Below are 21,591 nucleotides of genomic sequence, written 5' to 3' on the forward strand. Positions count from 1 at the left end.
ATAGGGTGATAGGGTGATAGGGTGATAGGGTGATAGGGTGATAGGGTGATAGGGTGATAGGGTGATAGGGTGATAGGGTGATAGGGTGATAGGGTGATAGGGTGATAGGGTGATAGGGAGAAAAAAGCTGATAACTGATGACTGATTACTGATTACTGACCTATGATAGCCGTTACCAAGCCTGAAATTTTACCGTTACTTCATCCCCTGATTGGACAATTAGCCACAGCAATTCTGTCCCACTGGGAAAAATATCTTGATTTGTCGCCCTTTGAGTTGCCGGAAGGTTTAGGCTATGTGGAGGGACGTTTAGAAGGGGAAAAATTAATTATCGAGAATCGCTGCTATCAAACTCCCCAGTTCCGCAAAATGCACCTAGAACTGGCTAAACTGGGCAATGGTTTGGATATCCTTCACTGTGTCATGTTCCCCCGTCCAGAATATCCGCTGCCGATGTTTGGATGTGATATAGTCTCCGGCAAAGCGGGAATCAGTGCCGCTATTGTGGATCTTTCTCCCACCAGTAGCGATAAAACTCTCCCTAGTGCCTATAATCAAGCTTTAGCGGCTTTACCTGGGGCTGATTTCGCCCAAGCTCGTGATTTACCGCCTTGGGGTCATATTTTCTCCCAATATTGTCTGTTTATTCGTCCCGAAACCGCCGCCGAGGAACGACAATTTTTACAAAGAGTTACAGATTTCTTGACAATTCACTGCAAATGTGCTAGGGAAACTCAGCCCCTTTCCGGGGAAGAAGCGCGCATTTATTTACAGGGACAACGGGATTATTGTAGTCAACAGCAAAAAAATGATAAAACTCGGCGTGTACTAGAAAAAGCCTTTGGTTGGGAATGGGCAGAGCGTTATATGACGGGTGTTCTCTTTGATTTGCCCGATTAAACTGAACTATCCCTTCCCCCCTTGCTCCTAGGGTTGATTGATCGTAGGGTTGATTGATCGTAGGGTTGATTCATCCTAGGGTTGATTCATCCTAGGGTTGATTCATCCTAGGGTTGATTCATCCTAGGGTTGATTCATCCTAGGGTTGATTCATCGTAGGGTTGATTCATGAATCAACCCTACCTTCAATGGAGCCGACAATTTTTAACACCTACCTCTTATTTAGAGATTTTCTGCAACCTCATCGCTATTTTTCCCATTTTTGAACTCTCAAACCCTAATTAGGCCAGAAGTCTCTTGAAACTTAACAATATTAACAGACAAGGACGGGAGAATAATTGCTAGATTGATTTAGGTACAGTTAACTGTAACCGCAAGAACAAGAGAAAAAAAGCGGTTTTCCCCGGTAAAACCGTCAAAAGGCCTTAGCTTAATTTCTCGATTCTGACGATTAAATAAATATTAAAACAGCCGATGAATCTAACGAACTTTCCTTGGTTAACTGCCATCATCCTTTTTCCCATCGCCGCCGCTTTATTGGTTCCCATAATTCCCGATAAAGACGGTAAAACCGTGAGATGGTTTGCTCTGACGGTGGGATTAATCGACTTTGCCCTAATTATCTACGCTTTCTATACCAGTTACGATTTCGCTAATCCCAATCTGCAATTAGTGGAAAGTTACCAATGGTTGCCAGAAATTGACCTAAGATGGTCCTTAGGAGCCGATGGCCTCTCCATGCCTCTGATTATCTTAACGGGATTTATCACCACTCTGGCTATCTTAGCGGCTTGGCCGGTCACTTTTAAACCGAAACTATTCTACTTCCTGATGCTGTTGATGTACGGGGGACAGATTGCGGTGTTTGCCGTACAGGATTTGTTACTGTTCTTCCTCGTCTGGGAATTAGAATTAGTCCCCGTCTATCTCATCCTCTCTATTTGGGGCGGTAAACGCCGTCTCTACGCAGCCACCAAATTTATCCTTTACACCGCCGGAGGCTCTCTCTTCATCCTTGTAGCGGCGCTGACGATGGCTTTTTATGGCGATACCGTCTCCTTTGACATGGTGACTATTGCCGGCAAGGATTTTCCCCTGAAACTGCAATTATTCCTCTACGCCGGTTTTCTGATTGCCTACGGGGTAAAACTGCCGATTTTCCCCCTCCATACTTGGCTGCCGGATGCCCACGGCGAAGCCACTGCCCCTGCCCATATGTTACTAGCGGGAATTTTGCTTAAAATGGGTGGTTATGCGCTCTTACGGATGAATATGGGGATGTTACCCGATGCTCACGCCGTTTTCGCCCCCGTTTTGGTGATTTTAGGGGTAGTTAATATTATCTACGCCGCCTTAACCTCCTTTGCCCAACGCAATCTTAAGCGCAAAATTGCCTATTCTTCCATCTCTCACATGGGATTTGTCCTGATTGGTATGGCTTCCTTTACCGATATTGGTACAAGTGGGGCGATGTTACAGATGATTTCCCACGGACTGATTGGGGCGAGTTTATTCTTTATGGTCGGTTGTACCTACGATCGCACCCATACCCTGATGTTAGACGAGATGGGCGGTGTCGGCAAGAAAATGAAGAAAGTTTTTGCCATGTGGACCACCTGTTCCCTCGCTTCCCTCGCTTTGCCCGGGATGAGCGGCTTTGTGGCGGAATTAATGGTATTTATCGGTTTTGCCACCAGTGATGCCTATAGTCCCACTTTCCGCGTTATTATCGTCTTTTTAGCGGCTATCGGTGTCATTCTCACCCCGATTTATCTGTTGTCCATGTTGCGAGAAATTCTCTACGGGCCGGAAAATAAGGAATTAGAAGAACACCATGCCCTAGTGGATGCGGAACCCCGGGAAGTATTTATTATCGCTTCTCTATTAGTGCCAATTATCGGCATTGGACTCTATCCCAAAGTGGCCACGACAATTTACGATGCTACTACCAATAAATTAACCGCCCTAGCGCGTAATTCTGTCCCCAGTTTAGTGCAACAGGCAAAGGCAAAAACCGCTAGTTTCTCCCTTTATTCCCTAAAAGCCCCCGAAATCTAAAAAGTTATCAGTTATCAGTTATCAGTTATCAGATTTGAGTTTTAAGTGAGCAGTATGTATTAAGTGAGCAGTATTAAATAGTAGTTTCCCACTGTCTTTTCACTGTTTACTGATTACTGTTCACTGATTACCGAAAAATCCCCATCCTACCCAATCACCTCATGTAAATCCGTCGGTGCGAGATTAGGATAAACCACTTCACCATCCTTAAACCAAATAATGCGCCCGGAATTACGCGCCACATCAGCCTCGTGAGTTACCATGACGATAGTAATGCCACTGTTATTCAATTCCGAGAAAATAGCCATCACCTCTTGGGTAGTTTTCGAGTCTAGCGCCCCCGTCGGTTCATCGGCAAGTAATAATATGGGTTGATTGACAATTGCCCGGGCAATAGCGACGCGCTGCTGTTGTCCCCCCGATAATTGATTGGGTTTATTGTGCAGTCGATTATCTAATTTTACCTTCGTTAAAGCAGCGATCGCTCTTTCCTTTCTTTCTTGGGGAGAAACCCCACCATAAATCATCGGTAACATGACATTTTCTAGCGCACTCATCTGGGGTAAAAGATGGAATTGCTGGAAAACAAAGCCGATTTTACGATTGCGAATCTGGGCTAAATCCCCATCCGGCAGCGTGGAAACGTCGAGATTTTCTAGATAATAGGACCCCGAGGTGGGACGATCAAGACAGCCGATAATATTCATGACCGTGGATTTTCCCGAACCCGATGCCCCCATAATAGCGCAATATTCCCCTTTTTTTAGGCTTAAATTGACGTTATTAAGGGCTTTAACCATGGTTTCGCCACTGCCATAGATTTTAGACACATTTTCGAGGCGAATAATTACTGGCTGATAGACTTCGGCTTTATCGTTGCGTTCGCTGAGAGAGGAAGTATCAAAACTCATGAAATAAATAGAGATAAAACCAATAAATGCAGCTATTCTAACCTGAGCAATTCTCCATTCAAGCAACATCCTTGAGAAAACCGACTAGAGGCAAGAAAACCGGCGCTAAATTCGATCGAGCCACGGCTAAACAGGGATAGGATCGATCACTATAATTTTCCCCTACCCGCAAGGGAAAAATCTTTTCTCCTAAAGAGATAAATATCCCGCCGGCGGCCTGTAGAATTGCCCAAACTGCGGCAATATCCCAGACTTTCGGGGTTGCTTCCACTCCTCCCAAGACAGTGCCATCGGCAACCAAAAGCAGATTATAACTAGCCACTCCTATCATCCGCACTTTGCAGGGAAAGGGATTTTTAAATATATCTGTACTACGAGCGCAGAGATTGAAAAGATGATTTTTGCTGGGAAAATCTTCGCTGGTGTGAATCGGTTGACCATCGCGGTAGGCTCCCTCTGGACCGGTTAAACCCGTCTCACCGTACCAATAACCATAATAGGACTGTTTCAGGCAGGGCAGATAAACAAATCCGAACACAGGAGTCCCCCGGTAGAGAAGTCCTAGGGAAATGCCCCAGATGGGAATACCGCGAGTAAAATTAGTCGTGCCGTCGATTGGATCCACTACCCAACACCATTCTTGATCCGGGAAAATATGGGTAGTTTCCTCGGTTAAGACTCCATGATCCTGGAAAGTGCGGGCAATTAGCGATCGCAATTCCCGATCAGACCAACGGTCGGCAGCCGTCACTAAAGTCCCGTCTGCTTTATTGGTGGCCTGTAATTTGCCAAAATCAGCCAGTAGGCGATCGCTAACCTGGCCGGTAGCCTGATAACAAAAGTCTAAAACCTGACTCCAAAAAGTTTCCATAATTTTCTCGTTCGTCTTCTAGTAGAATATCAAATCATTGTCTAAACTTAGGTAGTCGAGATTGAGCGCGGAACCCCACCAGGAGATCAGACTAGCTACCCGTCTAGAAGCGATACTTTACCTAAAAGGGCAGCCTGTCCCCTTAACCGAGATGGTGACATTAACCAACAGCGATCGCTTGACGGTGGAAGATGCCATGATCGAGTTAATGTCCGATTATGCTCACCGGGATAGTGCCTTGGAAGTGGTGGAAACCCCCCTCGGTTATAGTTTACAATTGCGGTCAGCTTATCAGAATTTGATCGAAGACCTGATCCCGGCCGAATTAGGCACGGGAACTCTCCGCACTTTAGCAGCGATCGCACTAAAAGAACCGATTTTACAAGCGGATTTAATTAATTTACGCGGCAGTACGGCCTATCAACAGGTTCAGGACTTGGTAGAACGAGGATTTGTGAGAAAACGCAAGCAAAACGAAGGTAGATCCTACTGGTTAGAAGTAACCGATAAATTTCATCAATATTTCGAGGTTGACAATCTTAGGGAACAGGGTATTCTGGAAGCTACCGATCAGGAATAGGGAGAGAGAGGGTATATTAGGGGTGAATGTTTCTGATCACTGAGCTAAACTTGAAAAAGATAGGGGGGACTTCGGGCAATCAAGAAGAGCGATTTGTTAACCTAAATCCAATAACCACTACAGCGTGGGAGTTCTGATGACTTTTAATCCTGATTTTTTTCCCTGGGAAACCGAAGAACAAAATGATAACTGTCTGATGCAGTATCTCCAGCAGCAGCATCCTGAAACCCTTGAGAGAATAGCCCAATCGGTCAGTAGCGAAATTAAAGATATTATCTCGCAAAACGTCAAGGGATTGGTGGGAATGTTGCCCTCAGAGGACTTTGCGGTACAAATTACCACCGACCGCGAGAATTTGGCGAATCTTCTCGCTTCAGCGATGATGACAGGTTATTTCCTCGGTCAAGTGGAGAAGCGCCATCATTTAGAATCAATTTTGTTAGCTACAGAATCAATTAAATTGGGCAAAAAACCAAAAATAGATTAATCTTCACCCAAGACAGAGACACTTTCATCGGTGTCTCTATCGGTTTTTAGCCCCCTTTGGCAAAACTCACCATCACCAAAATCGAGAGCAGGATACCGGGGACAAGTAAACCCGCTAATAATCCAAATTCAGTCAGCGTCATAGGAGAATATGCCCAAAATTCCATCACTTTTTACTCTAACCCCCTCTTTTGGCCACCTCAACAAAGCTTAAGGAAAATTTAAAGCCTTTTATCGGTTTTTCTTCTATCAGTTGTCCAACTACACAAACCAAAAAGAGTCTTTTTGATGTGGGTAAGCGGTTTATAAGTAGCTGGTTATAATTAAATTAAAAATGGATTTTAGGTTCGATCCCCCCTGCCCCCCTTGATAAGGTAGGGTTGATTCATGAATCAACCCTACGCTTGATAAGGGGGGTGTCTGATAATTTTTAACGCCTACCTACTTAATTCTTGTTTCAGCACCCCGTATAAAGCTGAATAATCGTCCTCTGCGAATCCCATTTCTAAAGCTTTTTCAAGAAGGCGCTGTACTCCTGTTAGGGGAAAAGTGGTTAAATCTAACTTCTCCGATTCCTCTAAAAAGAGATTGACATCTTTGAGTAAATGTTTAGTGGGAAAATTAGGGTTAGCATAATTTTCTTCTAACATTCTGGTTAATTTTTTGTCAAAAGTAGGCGCATATAAGGCACTTTGACGCAGGATAGTCATGAACTTTTCTAGCTCTACTCCTTGCTGGGATAAAAAAGCTAAACTCAAAGCAAAAGCACTGGTGAGAGCGGCAATTAATTGATTTAAAGCTAATTTTAACGCCGCAGCGGTTCCCACTTCCCCAATTAACATCGGTTCTTGACCAAAATTCGCTAATAAATTTGACCATTGATGGAACTGTTTTTCCGTTGCTCCCACCATAACTAAGAGAGTCCCATTTTTAGCTTCAGGAATACTTCCTAACACGGGTGCTTCTAGATATTCTCCCCCTTTAGCCATAATTTGATCTCGCAGTTGTTTACTTTCCGAAGGGGCAATGGTTCCCATCTGGATAATAGTACGATTATTGAGGTTAGATTGCTCGGAATTTAATCCTAAAACCTCTTGGATAGCGGCAGCATTAGTTAACATTAAAATCAGACAATCTGCTTCTTGAATTACTTGCTCAGGAGAGCTAACTGTTTTGGCTCCCAACTGCTGTAAAGGTGCTAATTTTTCTAAGGTGCGATTATAAGCAATAACAGGAATTTTCTGATTTAATAATCTTTCTACCATTGGCGTTCCCATTAATCCCGTTCCCAAAAATCCAACTTTCATAACTTGATTTTTCCTTATTTATTGATTAGTTTTTACTTGTTTTTATGGCTGTCCAATGACGTTCGGAAGACTGAAAAATTTTAACATTTTTTAATCCCGATTGCTGGATTAAATCGGCGATTTCTGCTAGGGTAAAAGCGGCCTGGAGAGAATCTTTAAATAGTTGCGCTTGTCGGGGAGAAAAATTAGGATCGATTTCCCTCACCATCCCCTTGATTATTTCCTCGGAATCGGGACGGAATAAATCTCTTAAAAAAATGCCACCATGGGGTTTTAAAACTCGCTTAATTTCGCGTAAAAAAGGCAGAGGATTTTCGAGATGATGGATTAAACTATTAGAAATAACTAAATCAAATTGCTCGGATTGGTAGGGAAGATTTTTTCCATCAACTTTCTCCAATTTGATCTGTTCTTGACAGTTAGCATTAAGGATATTTTTTTGACCAATTTCTAACATAGAATCGGCCAGATCAATAGCGATAATTTGCCATTGGGGACGTAGTTGACTGAGCATAATCGGAATGCGTGCAGTACCGGTTCCTACATCTAACACCCTAGCATTAATACTGGCCAATTGTACGGCTTCTTTAGCAAAATTAGTATTAACTTCGGTGAAGTCCATGGCATCATATTCGATCGCTTCTTCCCGATCATCCATTACTTCTGGTTCTAAAATTCTTTCCATAGAAAAGCTATCTTTAAGGATTACAATATTCACAATACATCGGATCGGCGTTTTTTTGACCGTTGGGAAAGAGTTTTTCCTCTCGATAATCACACCTTTGACAACCGTATAGTTCCAGTTTAATCAAAGAGGTGGGAAAGTGACATAAACCACAGGGTAAACCCGATGTTATTTCGATAATATCAAACCCCGGACAACCACAATTAGGACATAATTGATTAAGTTTCTGCACCAGATTTGCCGTTGCGGCTGCAATTGCTTTCATCCGCGTGGGATTGTGCATAGCGCGCATATCGGTTTCTAGGTGTACTTTGCCGTTTTTGTCAAGAATATCTTCAACAATTTTAACTAAATTTTTCTGGTCAGTAATTCCCTTAAAAATCTGCTCAGAGTCGAGAGAATTTTTATCAAACATCACCACTAAACCATGACTAGGAAACCCGATTTTTTCGGCAAATTCTAAAGCAGCTGCTAGATTAGTGACAGTTTGGTGAGCGTGATTAGTTTCCGTGACTATTGCTTGACCAATTATTTCTAGATTATGGACTCGATCGAGCAATAAAATCAATTCACGATTACAGGAAATCAACGGCAAATTGGGATAGGGATAAAAACTACCCTCACTAGCAATTCCGATATAGTATCCCGAAAGCTCGATCGCTTCTTGTGCCTTCCTGCGAGCGGTTTCAATTTGTGTCCCGATGCGCTTAATATCCCGGGTAAAAGTGCCAAAGCGATCGGTATTAAAATTATCGGGTACAATCACCTTGAGACCTATTTCTTGCGCTAAAATCGGCGCTATTACCCGCTCTTTTCCGTGCATAGTCCCTAAAATTGCTATCCGATCTTGAAACATCTTTTCTTGAAACATCTTGATCAAGGAAAAAGTAAAAAACAGCAATCAGCGAAAAGAAAACGGCAATTTCCTACTTAAGACTGTCCACTTAAAACTCACATCTGATAACTGATAACTGATAACTGATAACTGATTTAACTGTCCATTGTTTTTCCCTGAGCTTGTTTTAATCTTTCTGCTGCTGTTTCCATGACTTCTGCAAAGTTTTCGAGAATTTCGCCGGGGTGTGCTTCCAGGATTTTTGTGGATAGGGAAATGCGGTTTTTATATTCGTCAATTTCCGCGACTACCACTTGAATTGCTTGACCAACTTTAAAGAAAGTCATGGGAGAATTAAAAGAGGCTCCCGTCACCTGTTTAGCATGGAGTAATCCCGTCACTCCACCACAATCGACAAAAACACCGTAGGGTTGTAATTTAACCACAGTGCCACTTAATAATTTACCCACAGCTAATTGACTGATAGCGTTAGCGCGAGCAATTTCTCGCTGAGATAAAACTAATTTATTATTTTCTTGGTCGATTTGAATAAAAGTTGCGGTTAAAAGTTGTCCGATCAGGGAATCTAAATCATTTTTTTCGATTAAATGGGAGCGAGGGATAAATCCTTTTAATCCCTCCACTTCTCCCGTCACTCCTCCCTTATTCACCCCCGTGACGCGCAGCTGCACCGACTTAGCACTTTCAGAGATTTCCCTGACATTTTCCCAGGCTTTTTGTAGTAATAATTGCCGCAGAGACAGGGTAACTTGTCCTTCCGCATCCTGTCCACGGGTAATCAGAAAATCGAATTCTGCACCTATGGGTAAAGCTTCGGCAATGGAAGTAACATTTTCCAGGGAAATTTCCCTTAAAGAAATAAAAGCGGAGGATTTGCCGCCAATATCGATGAATGCTCCATCGGAGGTGTGTTGATCTACTCTCCCGCGCACGATCTGCCCTTTTTCAAATTGATAATCGTATTGATCAAGAGCTTTGGCAAAATCGTCCATGGAAAAGGCAGGGTTCGGTGTCATGATAAATAGAATGGTTACAAGTATAATTTCGATCTGCTTCCAGTGTAAGCTGAAGCTTGAGGAGTCAGACCATTAAGATTTAAGAAGGCTAAATAACTCTAGCACATGATCCCAGGCAGATTTGGCCGCCTTAGCATTATAACTAGCTCTTTGGTCGCAGAAAAAGCCATGGTCGGCGTTTTCATAGCGGAAAACTCGATGAGGAATTTGATAACGAGTTAATGCGTTTTCTATCTCATCCACTTGCTTTTGGGGAATACTCGCATCTAACATCCCGAAAAATGCGTAGATTGTCCCCTTGATTTGGGGAGTCACCTTCACTGTCGCTTGGCCACCACCGGGGGTTCCCGTGGTGATTCCCGCACCGTAAAAAGAGGCACTAACTTTGATATCCTCTAGAGTGGAGACAAGATAAACCACATGACCACCAAAACAAAAACCGATCGTGCCGACACCGGTTTTTTGCACCTGTGGCAAACTATAAAGATAATCGATGGTGGCTTGGATATCGCTGATTAATTCGGATGCTTTGGTTTGTTCTTTGTACTGACGACCGATTTCGATATCTGCCATACTGTACCCCGTTTCAAAACCAGGAGCGAATCGCTGATAAATGGCAGGAGCGATCGCTATATAGCCTTCTTGGGCAATTCTACGGGTGACATCGCGAATATGGTCGTTTACGCCGAATATTTCCTGAATCACGATAATTGCCGGGTAAATTCCCACCCGATCGGGAATGGCTAAATAGGCATCTATGTCAATATCTTTGTTAGGAATCGTAACAGTTTGCGTATTAATAGTCATAATTTTCTCGGTAAAAAGGCTGTTGGTTTTTTGGTTTCGGGGTTTTAGGGTGTTGGGGTTTTAGTTGAAATTTCCCATTCCCCCATTTCCCCATTCCCCCACTTCCCCATTCCTCAAATCAAAACAAACTTTTCCAAGGCCGCGGCTACCCCATTTAAGTCTACACTGGGGGCAACCCAATCGGCTTGATCCTTAACAGCTTGGGGAGCATTACCCATGGCGACACCGACACCCGCGTAGGTGAGCATAGAAACATCATTAAAATTATCACCGATCGCCATGACGTTTTTGGGTTGTAATCCTAGGATATCTTCGGCCAAAAATTTGGCAGCGCTTCCCTTGGTAGCCTCAACGTGGGTAACTTCAAAAAAAGTCGGACTCGATTGGGTAAAATATAAATCTTGATTTTGATAACGTTGCTGTAAATGCTGCCAAATCTCGGCGATAAATTGCTTATCTTCCCCCATGGCCAGGATTTTAGTAGTTTTGTGGGCAACTTTGCGTAAATCTCCCACTGCTTCGGCAATAATACCCGATCGCTGCCGATAGAATTCCGTTTCCGCGTTTAATTGCCGCACATAAAGCACATCGTCCATATAAAAATTAAGGGAGATTTTCTCCTTCCATTGGGGTTGTTCGAGATAATCTAAAAGATCGATCGCTAAGTCGGGGGAAATGGGAGTATGTCGATGGTGAACTTGGGAAACAGGATCTTGAATCCAAGCGCCATTGTAAGCAATTAAGGGTAAACTCGATTTAAGGCGTTGATGAAAACGTAAAGCCGAGCGGTACATCCTACCAGTGCCGATAGCGACGCGAATTCCCTTTTTTTGGACGGCCGAGACAGCTTGCACCACAGCCGGATTAACCTGATTGTTATCCCCGGCGATCGTTCCATCCACATCGACAACGATTAAGCGAATATCCACAGTCTTTTCCCATTCAACGGTCAACAGTTAATAGTTTGCCACTTCCCCCCTCAAAAAGGGTAAGAATTAAGTAGTCTATTAAGTATCGGGTAAATCTTGGTATTCAGCCAAAGCATTGATAAAAAAGAAGTCTCCCCAAATTAAACCCGTATCATAGATTTGGCTGGGTCGGATCGATGCGGGATGATGATAACAACCATGACGCAATAGACTCATCTCTGGGGCGGTTTCATCGGGAAAATACTGAAAAGAAGTCAGATTCAAGAGAATATTATCGATCGCCTCTCGATAGGTTCCATAACTAGGATCACTGCTGGGTAAAGCTTTTAATAAGCGAATCATCCCCGCCACAGCGATCGCTGCTGCCGAAGAATCCCTTTCGGTAGCGGCATTTTTTTGCAAGGCATAATCAAAATCCCAAGGGGGAATAAAATCTCCGGCGCGTCTTTGTCCACCGGGCCAACGATCGGGCAAATTTTCCAGATAATAATTAATGGCATCCTTGGCAATCGTTAACATTTCCGGATCGCCGGTGTAAATATAGGCCGTCGTGGCAGCATAAATAAACCAAGCTTGACCCCGGGACCAAGTGCTATCATCGCGCCAGCCCTGTTTTCCTTCATTAAATAAGAAATTTCTATAGGTGGGAGAGTTGACATTTTGATCAAAATACCCTCTTTGCCAAGTTCCCGTTTTACCCGGGCGACGATTAGCCCCAAAGGTGCGGCTAATGGTGCGGATGTGGGAAAGAGCCTTTTCTTGCCAATCTTTTGCTTCCTTGGGGTCAGGATTGTGGAGACTTGCCCAGAGCAGTTGTTCTATATTGATCGTATGATCCATAAAAACGTGCCAATGCTCTTGCTGATCGGTGCGATCAGCCTTGCGTAACCAGCCAAAAGTCCCGATATCGGTGTGAAAACTCCCTTTACCATCCTGAAAAGGTTGTGCTAGTTGTCTGGCCCCCCGTAAAGTTATCTCTAAAGCTGCCTGTTTTTCCTTGCCCTGTCCCGACTCAAACCAAGGAGCAAACACCAGTACATTATTAAGAGCGATGTCTTTGTTCTTCAAACTCGCTTCTTTTAAGGGATCGCTCCATTTTTTCGCAGCAGCAGACCAAAAGCCCCCATACATAGGGTCTGATTCTAAATCAGCCATTTTCCATAATAAAGCAGGAAAAGCCCCTGCCGCCCAAAAATCGGCGTTTTCTAACTTCCAAGTGCCGGGGGTGGGACTATTGAGCCTCCGTCGCCAATTGAAGAAATTAAAACCCGATGGCTCTGGATGGGTAAGATAGGGATAGAGAATTCCCCGACGGGCATAACTATCGAGATAATCGATCGTAGTGGTTAGTTTAATCCTAGCCAGATCGAGACAGAGCTTGATTCTTTGGGCTAGGGGCATTTTGTCCCGTAATTCCGCCGCCGATTCGGGACGATGGATAATCAGGGAGGCCACCGCACCGATCGCCGCCCCCGTACCCATAATAATTAGCGTGCGTCGCTTCAAATTCCTGACTCCTAAGCTGGATAGATGCGAATACGGCGATTCGGTTCCTCTCCGAAGCTATCGGATTGGAGACGGTAATGTTCCACTAATTCGTGCTGCATTTTCCGCACTTTCGCCGATCGCGGCAGTAACTCCACCGGTTGACCGGTAGGAATAACGATTTGTTCCACCGCTAACCTGGCCTCCTCTAAAGCTTCGATCTCGTCATCGCTGCCGCTGCGGGCAAATAAACGCAGGTCGGCACCTTCCTGATTCATCGGGTCATCAATGCCCAAAATCCGCTTTAAACCCCGAGAAATTTGGGGCAGGGTATTGGATTTGATGCCGTGGATGGGAATTTGTCTTACTTTGGCAATTTGACGCAATTTTGACTGATTTTTAACGTGGGAACGCAGGGCTAGCACCGCATCGGCCCCCTGTAAATCTTTGGTCAAAACGATCGGCAAATCTAGGGCTTGTACTACCTGTTCGATCGGGGCGCGACTAACCCCGTAGGGATAGACATAAACCGGCCAATCTTCGCCATTGGGACCGGGGACGCGGACTTTTTCCGTTTCCGGTTCTTCCTGCAGCCAGGATTGTTCGAGGAGGCGATCAAAATCGTTTTCCCGGTTGAGTCCGCCTGCACCAAAACGGGCCACGGGAGTCATCCGGCCATCGGCCCGCCATCCCTTGGGTTTATCCATTTCTGGCAGATAATTGCGACGCAAAGGGGTGAGGTTTTCCGGTTTTGGTTCTTCCTGAGCGACCTGTACTTTTCCCTCCTCGTCCACCCAACGGATTTGGGCAATTGCTTCCCGTCCCCGCAGCAGTTGGTCGATAGTGGTGGATACGTCCTCGTGGATGACCCAGCGCTGACGTTCCAACATTTCGATGGCAATGTCAAAGGTGGGCGGTGCTTTGCGTTCTAAAACGGTCTTCTGGGAACCCCGGCGGCGTGCTTCTTCGTCTCCGAGAGTTACTGCCTGAATTCCCCCGACTAAATCCGATAAAGTCGGGTTTTTAATTAAATTTTCCAGCTGATTGCCGTGGGCGGTTCCCACTAACTGCACCCCGCGTTCGGCGATCGTGCGAGCGGCCAGAGCTTCTAATTCCGTACCGATCTCATCAATCACGATCACCTCCGGCATATGGTTTTCCACCGCTTCGATCATGACTTGATGCTGCAATTCCGGACGGGCCACCTGCATCCGACGAGCGCGACCGATGGCCGGATGGGGAATATCTCCATCTCCGGCGATTTCGTTGGAGGTGTCGATAATCACTACCCGTTTATTGAGATCGTCGGCTAAAACTCGGGCTATTTCCCGGAGAGCGGTGGTTTTCCCTACCCCCGGACGACCGAGCAGCAGTAGGGATTTACCCGTTTCCACTAGGTCGTTAATTAGGGTGATCGTACCGAAAACGGCCCGACCGATACGACAGGTTAAACCGATAATTTCCCCGTCTCGATTGCGAATGGCACTGATGCGGTGCAGGGTGCGTTCAATCCCGGCGCGATTATCGCCGCTAAAACTGCCCACCCTGGCGATCGAATACTGGATTTCTTCTTTTGAGATCGGTTCGTCCCCCAGATCGATCGCCCCATCGGGAAAACGCGCTTCTGGTATGCGTCCCAAATCCATAACTACTTCGATTAGTTGATGCTGCCGCGGGTGTTCCTCGATTTTGCCGCGAATCCGAGCCGGTAGAATTGCCAAGAGTTTGTTTAAATCGTCGGTCACTGGCATCCGAGAGGAGGGTAGGGTTTCTGGCATTAATAGTAAAGGGTTTTGGCGATAATTGGCTGTTTTTATTTCCAAGATTTTCTTGGGGTCTAACACATTTAGGGGTTAGTTGTCAATTAAAAAAATATTATAGTTTTTTGAACAAGGCTAGGCTTTTAATTGAGCCACGAGAATAGAAGCGGCTTTAAGGGCTTCTTGGTAGGCTTGGGGGTCATTTTCAAGGTTAGGCTGGTCTAACTGCTCTAAAATTGGCAAAATCAATGAACGGGCGTAACTTCCATAGGCAATACCAGCGATTTTTTCTCTCAGTCCCAGTTGCTGTAATTTGGTCACGGTATGGTCATTGGTTCCCCCGGCTAACTGCACAAATCCGGCTAGATTGCTGGAAAGGACTTTTTTGGCCATATTAATGGCCGGGTGGGTGGTCCCTTTGCCGATATCGCCGCTCATCGGTCGGCCGTCCGTCTGCCAAATCAGAGGACAGTTTAGGGGTGAAATGGTTTCTCGCAGATAGTGGAGGTAATCAATGATATATTCATGATCTTGGCAACTTATGGCGAGGATTTTTAGGTTTTTACTGACAGGTGCGATCGCTTGCCAGAGTCGAGCAAATTCCTCTCCATGACAGACTTGGGTATGAATTTCGATCGCATCTACTCCCATTTCGATAATTAAGGGGATAATTTCTGCGGGTTGACAGACACGGGATTTTGTCTCGATTATTTGCCTGGGACAAACGGGTAAGCAGCGACCGCAACCATAACAGCGCTGTTCGATCACTCCTCCCCTATCGATAGCATAAGCGGGACAGATTTTTTCGCAGGGACGGGGACAATCGACTGGACAAAGTTGCGGGTTAAAGACAGCTTTACGAAAGTGGGGATCTTCACCGTCATTGAGACTGACCATCAACCAAGGTCGTCGATTGGGCGGGAATCCGGCGATTTTGGCGGCGGTTTCGATGCCTTCTTTGGCCGCAAGGATCACGGCTCGGTCGGCGGCCACATCAATACAATCGGCTCCGACGATAGTATAGGCCAATGCAAGGTTGCGAATCGTGGGCAAATCTTGGTAACTAGCTCCACAGATGAGCTTGAACCAGTGACCCGCAACTAAGGACTGTAAGGGAGAGGAGTTTTTATCTAGCACTTTTTCATCCTATCGCGGCCAGTCCCTAAATGTCAGCCCTGTGCTGCTCTGATTCTTACCTAAAGACTGATTATTGATTCTTCTTGGACGTACTAAGTCAGAAACGGTAAGTAAAACCGATTTATTCAACAACTTCATTGTCTTTTTACCAGTAAGTCACCGAAGGGCGGTCGTCTTCCTTTATATTCTTGATGTATAATGATAGTTATATAATGTCAATAGTATGTTTAGATAATTTTTGAGATATAATGACGGATAGGGAACTAGGACAGCGTATGCAGAAATTACGGGAGAACGCTGGGTTAACTCAAAGAAAACTAGCGGAACGGTTAGGTGTGACAGTGCAAACCGTAAGCAATTGGGAAACAGGCTACAGGGAACCGAGAATGAACCCATCTCAAACATTAAAGCTATGTCAATCCCTTAACTGCTCACTTGCACAACTAGCTGGAGCGATCGCACCATGCCAAGACAACTGACATATTTAGGTATCCCCAATCTCACCAGCGATCGCAATTAAAGAAAATATAGGAGACAGAAAATGGCTAACGAAACCGTTACTTATTCCCTAGAAGCTGTTCTGACAAGGATCGAGGGTAAAATAGACAAAATCGATGAACGGTTAACCAAAGTAGAAATAGGACAATCGGAGATCAGAGGGGACATTAAAGCTTTAGATGAGCGACTAACTACAGAAATTAAAGGACTAACGACACGGGTTGCTTATCAGGAATTTACCAACCGGGGGATTTTTATCGCCCTAGTTGTCGCCATTTTAGGAGGGGCAGCTAAACTTTTTGGTTTTTTCCCCAATCCCTGACAGCGATCGCCATCGGTTAGGCCGAGGTTGACACTAAAGACTTAAACCAAGTTCTAAAATCCAGTTGATTCTTTTTGGACGAATGCCATCGGCCTCTACATTCAACTATAAACCCAAACGCTGCTTTTGACGGGCTTTATAGGAAGCTAACAGCCAAATAGAGCCAGAAATCAAAGAAGGAGCAAGGACGAAAAAAGTGGCCATGGTTACGGGATGTTCCCGGGCCCAGACCCAATAAATCATCACGGCAAAAATCAAGCCACAGTAAGCTAGTCCGAGAAAGGGAATGCCAATGACTAAAATGGCGAATCGAGTATCTTTATCCATAAAATATCGTGATGGCAGCGAAAATTTGGCTGATGGGTTCCGCTTGTCCCTATCTTTATTTATAATCTTCCTTCTGGGATTGCTTGGGGAAAAATAAGGTATTTTTTAGAATTAGGCACTGATTATTGGGAGGCCTTCCTTGCCGAAACAAAGATTAGATTTATTATTAGTAGCCAAAAATCTCTGTGATTCCCGTCAACAGGCACAGCGATTAATTCGCGCTGGAGAGGTGAAAGTCAATCATCAAATCATCGATAAACCTGCCACAGAAATCGATCCAGAAGCGGCGATCGAGATTAAGCAGAAACTGCCCTATTTGTCAAGGGGGGGCGAAAAATTAGCCAAGGCCTTAGAATTGTTTGCCATCGATGTCAGCGATCGCATTTGTTTAGATGGAGGCATTTCCACGGGGGGATTTACCGATTGTCTCTTGCAAAAAGGGGCAAAACGGGTTTATGGGGTCGATGTGGGTTATGGACAAGTGGCCTGGAGTTTACGGCAGGATGAACGGGTTATTTTACTAGAAAGAACTAATTTTCGCTATTTAACCCCAGAAAAGTTATACGGACAGGAAATACCCGCCGATTTAGCAGTTATGGATCTGTCCTTTATTTCTCTGACCAAAGTTTTACCGACCCTGTGGACGCTATTAAATCCACCGCGAGAAGCGATTTTATTGGTCAAACCCCAATTCGAGGTGGGACGGGAAAAAGTCGGTAAAAAAGGGGTAGTTCGCGACCATCAAGACCAAGCAGCGGCAATTTTTCAGGTTTTACAGGCCGCCGCAGTCTTAGGATGGTTCTATCGGGGTTTAACTTGGTCTCCCATTACCGGACCTGCGGGTAACGTCGAGTATCTTCTCTGGTTATCCACCGATATCGGCCCAGTTAGTCCCAGTTTATCAGCGATCGCAGAAATCACCCAAGCAGCGATCGAACAGTTTTAAACCAGGTATTTTCTCAAGGAAGTGGGGAGAGGGGGAAATTTTCGGAAAACCCTTGACAAATGGCGAGACTTGCTTTATAGTTTAGACTTCAAACGAATAGTCATAATTTTAAGGAAGATTTCGATTATGTCTCTCGAAGATCAAGACGATAATATCAATAATATCAATGATTTCCTTCAAGACGGTATACAGGCAGCTCAAGGCATTAGTAATATCAAGGTCGCAAAAGAAGTAATAAAAACTGGTACGGCGGCAGGTGCGGCAGTTAGCGCAGCTACAGGATTAACTGTTGCCGCAACTTCGGGAGCAGGAATTACTTCTGGTCTTGCAGCAGCAGGTAGTGTTGTTGGTGGAGGAATGGCTATGGGACCGGCAGTTTTAGCCGCAGGTCCCGCATATGCTGGAGCCAAAATTATTAACGAGACCCTTTTCAAAGATCAGCCTGAACTTCCAGTAGAAGAACGCAGCGCTCGTGCGGCGGCAAGAACTGCAACAGGAATTGGGGCTGTTGCTGGTGTAGCAGGTGCTGGGGCTATCACAGTAGCAGGTGGCGCATCTGGTGCTGCAATTATGAGTACTTTAGCTGGTATCGGTGGGGTTGTTGGGGGAGGTGCTATTGCTGGCACTGCTATAGTAGCTCTTGCTCCTGTTGCTGCGGCTGGAGCAATTGGGTTTGGAATATACAAACTTTTTGGTGGAGGAGGCAGCGATTAAACTCAAAAATCGGGTTGAGCAGGAAGAGGATAAAGGTATGAAGACGGAAATTTTCTCTCCCCGACAAGGATTAAACAAAGCATTTCGGCTCTTCTAGGTTCTGTGTGATCAGTTTAACTTACATAGGATCGATCGATCTTTGTGTCCTTTGTGTCTTTGTGGTTCGTTCCACCCCCTCGCTAGGAGCAATGTATCTTAGAATACATTTTACCCACCAAATCCAAGAGAGCCGCATTTCTGAGAGTCAAACCGAATCTTTGTCAGGTAGAGAAGTTTCAAGTATTCTTACATACAAAAACGATGATCGGGGAGTTCAATATATCGGAAAATGGGAGAGATAACCCAAAAAAATTATCGTTAAATCATGTTAAGTCCCGTAGAAACGATTAAAATTCTCGAAAATCATCCCGATCGCACTTTTCCAGCTGGTGAAGTTATTTTTACCGATGGCACGGAGGGCGAGTTAATGTACGGTATTCTTAGCGGAGAAGTGGAGATGTATGTTAAGGGACAATTGATAGAAACTCTAGAAAAAGGGGATGTATTCGGAGCAGGAGCGCTCCTGCATGGGGATAAACGGCGAGAATCCACAGCTATCGCCAAAACTGACTGTAAATTAGCCTATCTCAATCAACCACAGTTTTTATTTGCCGTGCAGGAAACTCCCATGTTTGCGATCGAAGTGTTAAGAAGTTATTCCGATCGCTTTCGCAAGTTAAAAAAAATCTTCACCAGTGAAGCATAGAGGAACAAAAGAAAGCCATCCCCTGAAAACTATTGACCGAAAATCTCACCGATAGTTAAACGGGAACCATTGACTAAATCCCCACCAGAACGCGGAGGTTTACCCGATAATTGCACTTCTTTTAATAATAATAAACCCGCTCCCGTCTGCACTACCGGCCCGAAATTTTTCCAGAGAGCCACGATCGATCCCACTTCTCCGCTTAGATGAGAAAGGTCTTTTGTCTGTAATTCTGGAGGAAGTTGACCGAGATCGTCTAGGGGAATAGTGGCCATCACTTTTAGGGGTTGTCCCCGGAAAGTGGTCAGCGCATTAGGATAAAAACCCCGGACTCGATCGTGAATTGTCTGTCCCGAATCTTGCCAGTGGATTAGATAGTCAGATTTTTGAATTAAAGGGGCATAGGTGGCATCATCGTTATTTTGAGGAATTGGGGTAATTTCTGCTCGATCGAGCTTAGAGAGGGTTTCTAGGAGCAAATCCGCCCCCATTTGGCCTAGGGTTGCTCCCACCTGTTCGGCATTGTCAAAAAGAGCGATCGGGGTGTAGGCTTTCAGTAGCATCGGTCCGGTGTCCATGCCCGCATCCATTAACATGGTGGTAATGCCGGTTTCTTTTTCTCCCCTAGCGATGCACCACTGCACGGGGGCTGCTCCCCGATATTTCGGTAAAATTGAGCCATGAACGTTAATACAGCCTAATCTCGGCATCTCTAGAATTTCTGGGGAGAGGATTTGTCCGTAGGCAACTACTACAAAGGCATCCGCTCGCGATTGTCTGAGAAAATCTAAGGTTCGAGCGTTTTTTTTGACACTTTTGGGCTGCAAAACTGGTATTTGCTGTTCTATGGCTATTTGTTTCACCGGTGAGGGGGTTAATTGATTACCCCTTCCCCGGCGCTTGTCCGGTTGGGTAACGACGGCAATCACTTCTATATCGGGATTGGCTAATAATTTTTTTAGGGTGGGGACGGCAAAAGTAGGGGTTCCGAAAAAAACAATACGCATGAGAAAAGGGGGGATTTTTCAGTTATCAGTGTGCAGTAACCATTAACGACTAACTATGCCAGACCATTGGATTTTTTTGGCTTTTTCCCGACGATAGGAGAAAAAATGCTCCTCTTGTTGATAGGTACAAAAAGGAGCGATCGCAATTTGTTGATCTCTAATTCCTAACTGTTGTAGTTGATGATAAATCACCCTTCGCACGTCCAAGCGCACTTTCCCTTTTTCCTCGTCAGCAAATAAGGGGGAAGGGGAGAGGTTAAATAAATTCCCCAGAATTTGGTCGGGATTGGTTTCTTGAGGGAATAAACTTAAACCCACTTCTGCTGCAACTTCTCCATCGACTTGATAGACTTCCCCAGCAATTGCCGGCCCCAGGGCCAGGACTAAGTTATCTAAACAACTACCTGAGTTTAATAACTGCTTAACTGCTTTGACAACTATCCCCTTAGCGGTCCCTCTCCATCCAGAATGAATCGCCACCCCAACACCAGTAGAGCGATCGCCTATTAGTACGGGCGTACAATCAGCACTGGCCACCCAAATCCCTTGACCGGAAGCATCGGTAATAATTCCATCCGCTTCGGCTATTTCTGGGTTAGCAATCCCTTGGGGATTTAATAGGCGATCGCCATGTACCTGTTTGACCCGATAAACTGGTACATTTGCCCCTAAAGCACCCGTAAAAGCTTCCGGGGTTTGGGGGTAATAATGACGGGTAAAAAAGCCGTGGGACCAATCCTCTAGGAGATTACAGGTAAGATAGGGCAATCCTTGCCATGTTTGCCATTGCCACAGAGAAGTCTCGGTTAATCCCACATCGATCGCTACATTGGTCACAGTCTAAGCCTCTCTGGCTGCAATATTACCTTATTCTCTCCTATCCTAGTTCTGAGCTTGGCTAAACGGCAACGGAAGATTATTACTTAAAACCCTTGACAAATGACGAGACTTGCTTTAGACTTTTTATATAATGGGAATCCGTGCGCAAATATATATAGGGTTTTTGAGCAAAGATAAGAGAGAAAAAAATAGACTCCAAAACCGGGTTGGGTAGGAAGAGGATAAAGGTATGAAGACAGAAAATTTCTCTCCCCGACAAGCATTAAACAAAGCATTATTCGAGATTCGCGACAGATTGAGGAAGGGGCAGATTTAATTTTAATGTTATGTGGGGATAATATTATCAAAATACCTCTAATCAGGGGATTATGCCAATTATCGAGGATTTATAATTCTCCTTTGAA

Annotated in this window: 23 protein-coding genes; 9 read left to right on the forward strand and 14 right to left on the reverse strand. The window is 44.9% G+C overall.

The window, feature by feature from the left end:
• Positions 1-162: 162 nt before the first annotated feature.
• Positions 163-900, forward strand: coding sequence for a phycocyanobilin:ferredoxin oxidoreductase (locus IM473_RS06750; protein WP_287658879.1), 738 nt, complete (start codon positions 163-165; stop codon positions 898-900).
• Between the two features lie 474 nt (positions 901-1,374).
• Positions 1,375-2,958 (forward strand): photosynthetic/respiratory NAD(P)H-quinone oxidoreductase subunit D1, encoded by a 1,584-nt coding sequence (gene ndhD1, locus IM473_RS06755; protein WP_287658880.1) that lies wholly within the window; start codon positions 1,375-1,377, stop codon positions 2,956-2,958.
• Positions 2,959-3,104: 146 nt separating this feature from the next.
• Here the strand turns inward: ndhD1 and IM473_RS06760 are convergent, their stop codons facing one another.
• Positions 3,105-3,869, reverse strand: a complete 765-nt coding sequence (locus IM473_RS06760) for an ABC transporter ATP-binding protein (protein ID WP_287658881.1) — start codon at positions 3,867-3,869, stop codon at positions 3,105-3,107.
• 58 nt (positions 3,870-3,927) lie between these two features.
• On the reverse strand, positions 3,928-4,740 hold the full coding sequence (locus IM473_RS06765) for an inositol monophosphatase family protein (protein WP_287658882.1): 813 nt from the start codon (positions 4,738-4,740) through the stop codon (positions 3,928-3,930).
• Positions 4,741-4,801: 61 nt separating this feature from the next.
• Here IM473_RS06765 and scpB point away from each other — a divergent pair, with 61 nt between their 5' ends.
• Positions 4,802-5,320: an SMC-Scp complex subunit ScpB gene (gene scpB, locus IM473_RS06770; protein WP_287658883.1), complete on the forward strand. Its 519-nt coding sequence runs from the start codon at positions 4,802-4,804 to the stop codon at positions 5,318-5,320.
• Positions 5,321-5,456: 136 nt separating this feature from the next.
• On the forward strand, positions 5,457-5,807 hold the full coding sequence (locus IM473_RS06775) for a DUF760 domain-containing protein (RefSeq protein WP_002803308.1): 351 nt from the start codon (positions 5,457-5,459) through the stop codon (positions 5,805-5,807).
• A gap of 436 nt (positions 5,808-6,243) precedes the next feature.
• Here the strand turns inward: IM473_RS06775 and IM473_RS06780 are convergent, their stop codons facing one another.
• From IM473_RS06780 to ldpA, 9 genes are all read right to left on the reverse strand, one after another.
• Positions 6,244-7,113, reverse strand: a complete 870-nt coding sequence (locus IM473_RS06780) for an NAD(P)-dependent oxidoreductase (protein ID WP_287658884.1) — start codon at positions 7,111-7,113, stop codon at positions 6,244-6,246.
• Positions 7,114-7,138: 25 nt separating this feature from the next.
• Positions 7,139-7,798 (reverse strand): class I SAM-dependent methyltransferase, encoded by a 660-nt coding sequence (locus IM473_RS06785; protein WP_287658953.1) that lies wholly within the window; start codon positions 7,796-7,798, stop codon positions 7,139-7,141.
• A 13-nt stretch (positions 7,799-7,811) separates the two neighbouring features.
• Positions 7,812-8,669, reverse strand: coding sequence for a DUF6671 family protein (locus tag IM473_RS06790; protein ID WP_287658885.1), 858 nt, complete (start codon positions 8,667-8,669; stop codon positions 7,812-7,814).
• Positions 8,670-8,788: 119 nt separating this feature from the next.
• Positions 8,789-9,646 (reverse strand): S1 RNA-binding domain-containing protein, encoded by an 858-nt coding sequence (locus IM473_RS06795; protein ID WP_287658955.1) that lies wholly within the window; start codon positions 9,644-9,646, stop codon positions 8,789-8,791.
• A gap of 96 nt (positions 9,647-9,742) precedes the next feature.
• Entirely contained in the window at positions 9,743-10,477 is a 735-nt protein-coding gene (locus IM473_RS06800; protein WP_287658886.1) for a dienelactone hydrolase family protein, read from the reverse strand.
• 113 nt (positions 10,478-10,590) lie between these two features.
• The gene (locus IM473_RS06805) at positions 10,591-11,406 is read right to left on the reverse strand and encodes a Cof-type HAD-IIB family hydrolase (protein ID WP_287658957.1); all 816 of its coding nucleotides are present in this window, start codon (positions 11,404-11,406) and stop codon (positions 10,591-10,593) included.
• A gap of 78 nt (positions 11,407-11,484) precedes the next feature.
• Positions 11,485-12,912 carry a hypothetical protein gene (locus IM473_RS06810; protein ID WP_287658887.1) on the reverse strand — a complete coding sequence of 476 codons (1,428 nt, stop codon included), beginning with the start codon at positions 12,910-12,912 and terminating at the stop codon, positions 11,485-11,487.
• 11 nt (positions 12,913-12,923) lie between these two features.
• Positions 12,924-14,669 (reverse strand): R3H domain-containing nucleic acid-binding protein, encoded by a 1,746-nt coding sequence (locus IM473_RS06815; protein WP_502845923.1) that lies wholly within the window; start codon positions 14,667-14,669, stop codon positions 12,924-12,926.
• Between the two features lie 117 nt (positions 14,670-14,786).
• Positions 14,787-15,788 (reverse strand): circadian clock protein LdpA, encoded by a 1,002-nt coding sequence (ldpA, locus tag IM473_RS06820; RefSeq protein WP_287658889.1) that lies wholly within the window; start codon positions 15,786-15,788, stop codon positions 14,787-14,789.
• Positions 15,789-16,036: 248 nt separating this feature from the next.
• On the opposite strand from ldpA, the gene IM473_RS06825 reads away from it, so the two are divergent.
• Both IM473_RS06825 and IM473_RS06830 read left to right on the forward strand, forming a co-directional pair.
• Entirely contained in the window at positions 16,037-16,267 is a 231-nt protein-coding gene (locus IM473_RS06825; protein ID WP_016516364.1) for a helix-turn-helix domain-containing protein, read from the forward strand.
• A 62-nt stretch (positions 16,268-16,329) separates the two neighbouring features.
• Entirely contained in the window at positions 16,330-16,608 is a 279-nt protein-coding gene (locus tag IM473_RS06830; RefSeq protein WP_287658890.1) for a DUF4164 domain-containing protein, read from the forward strand.
• A 105-nt stretch (positions 16,609-16,713) separates the two neighbouring features.
• Here the strand turns inward: IM473_RS06830 and IM473_RS06835 are convergent, their stop codons facing one another.
• Positions 16,714-16,935, reverse strand: coding sequence for a hypothetical protein (locus IM473_RS06835; protein ID WP_002736250.1), 222 nt, complete (start codon positions 16,933-16,935; stop codon positions 16,714-16,716).
• Positions 16,936-17,074: 139 nt separating this feature from the next.
• On the opposite strand from IM473_RS06835, the gene IM473_RS06840 reads away from it, so the two are divergent.
• The 3 genes from IM473_RS06840 (at position 17,075) to IM473_RS06850 (ending at position 19,340) form a co-directional block, all read left to right on the forward strand.
• Positions 17,075-17,881, forward strand: coding sequence for a TlyA family RNA methyltransferase (locus IM473_RS06840; protein WP_287658891.1), 807 nt, complete (start codon positions 17,075-17,077; stop codon positions 17,879-17,881).
• A 69-nt stretch (positions 17,882-17,950) separates the two neighbouring features.
• On the forward strand, positions 17,951-18,595 hold the full coding sequence (locus IM473_RS06845; RefSeq protein ID WP_287690392.1) for a hypothetical protein: 645 nt from the start codon (positions 17,951-17,953) through the stop codon (positions 18,593-18,595).
• A 364-nt stretch (positions 18,596-18,959) separates the two neighbouring features.
• Positions 18,960-19,340, forward strand: a complete 381-nt coding sequence (locus IM473_RS06850) for a cyclic nucleotide-binding domain-containing protein (RefSeq protein WP_287658893.1) — start codon at positions 18,960-18,962, stop codon at positions 19,338-19,340.
• A gap of 29 nt (positions 19,341-19,369) precedes the next feature.
• On the opposite strand, the gene fmt is transcribed toward IM473_RS06850, so the two are convergent.
• Positions 19,370-20,347: a methionyl-tRNA formyltransferase gene (fmt, locus tag IM473_RS06855; protein ID WP_287658894.1), complete on the reverse strand. Its 978-nt coding sequence runs from the start codon at positions 20,345-20,347 to the stop codon at positions 19,370-19,372.
• 42 nt (positions 20,348-20,389) lie between these two features.
• Positions 20,390-21,184 (reverse strand): peptidoglycan editing factor PgeF, encoded by a 795-nt coding sequence (gene pgeF / locus IM473_RS06860; RefSeq protein WP_287658895.1) that lies wholly within the window; start codon positions 21,182-21,184, stop codon positions 20,390-20,392.
• Positions 21,185-21,591: the final 407 nt, after the last annotated feature.

The sequence above is a fragment of the Microcystis sp. M015S2 genome (assembly GCF_020245945.1).
Classification (GTDB): Bacteria; Cyanobacteriota; Cyanobacteriia; order Cyanobacteriales; family Microcystaceae; genus Microcystis.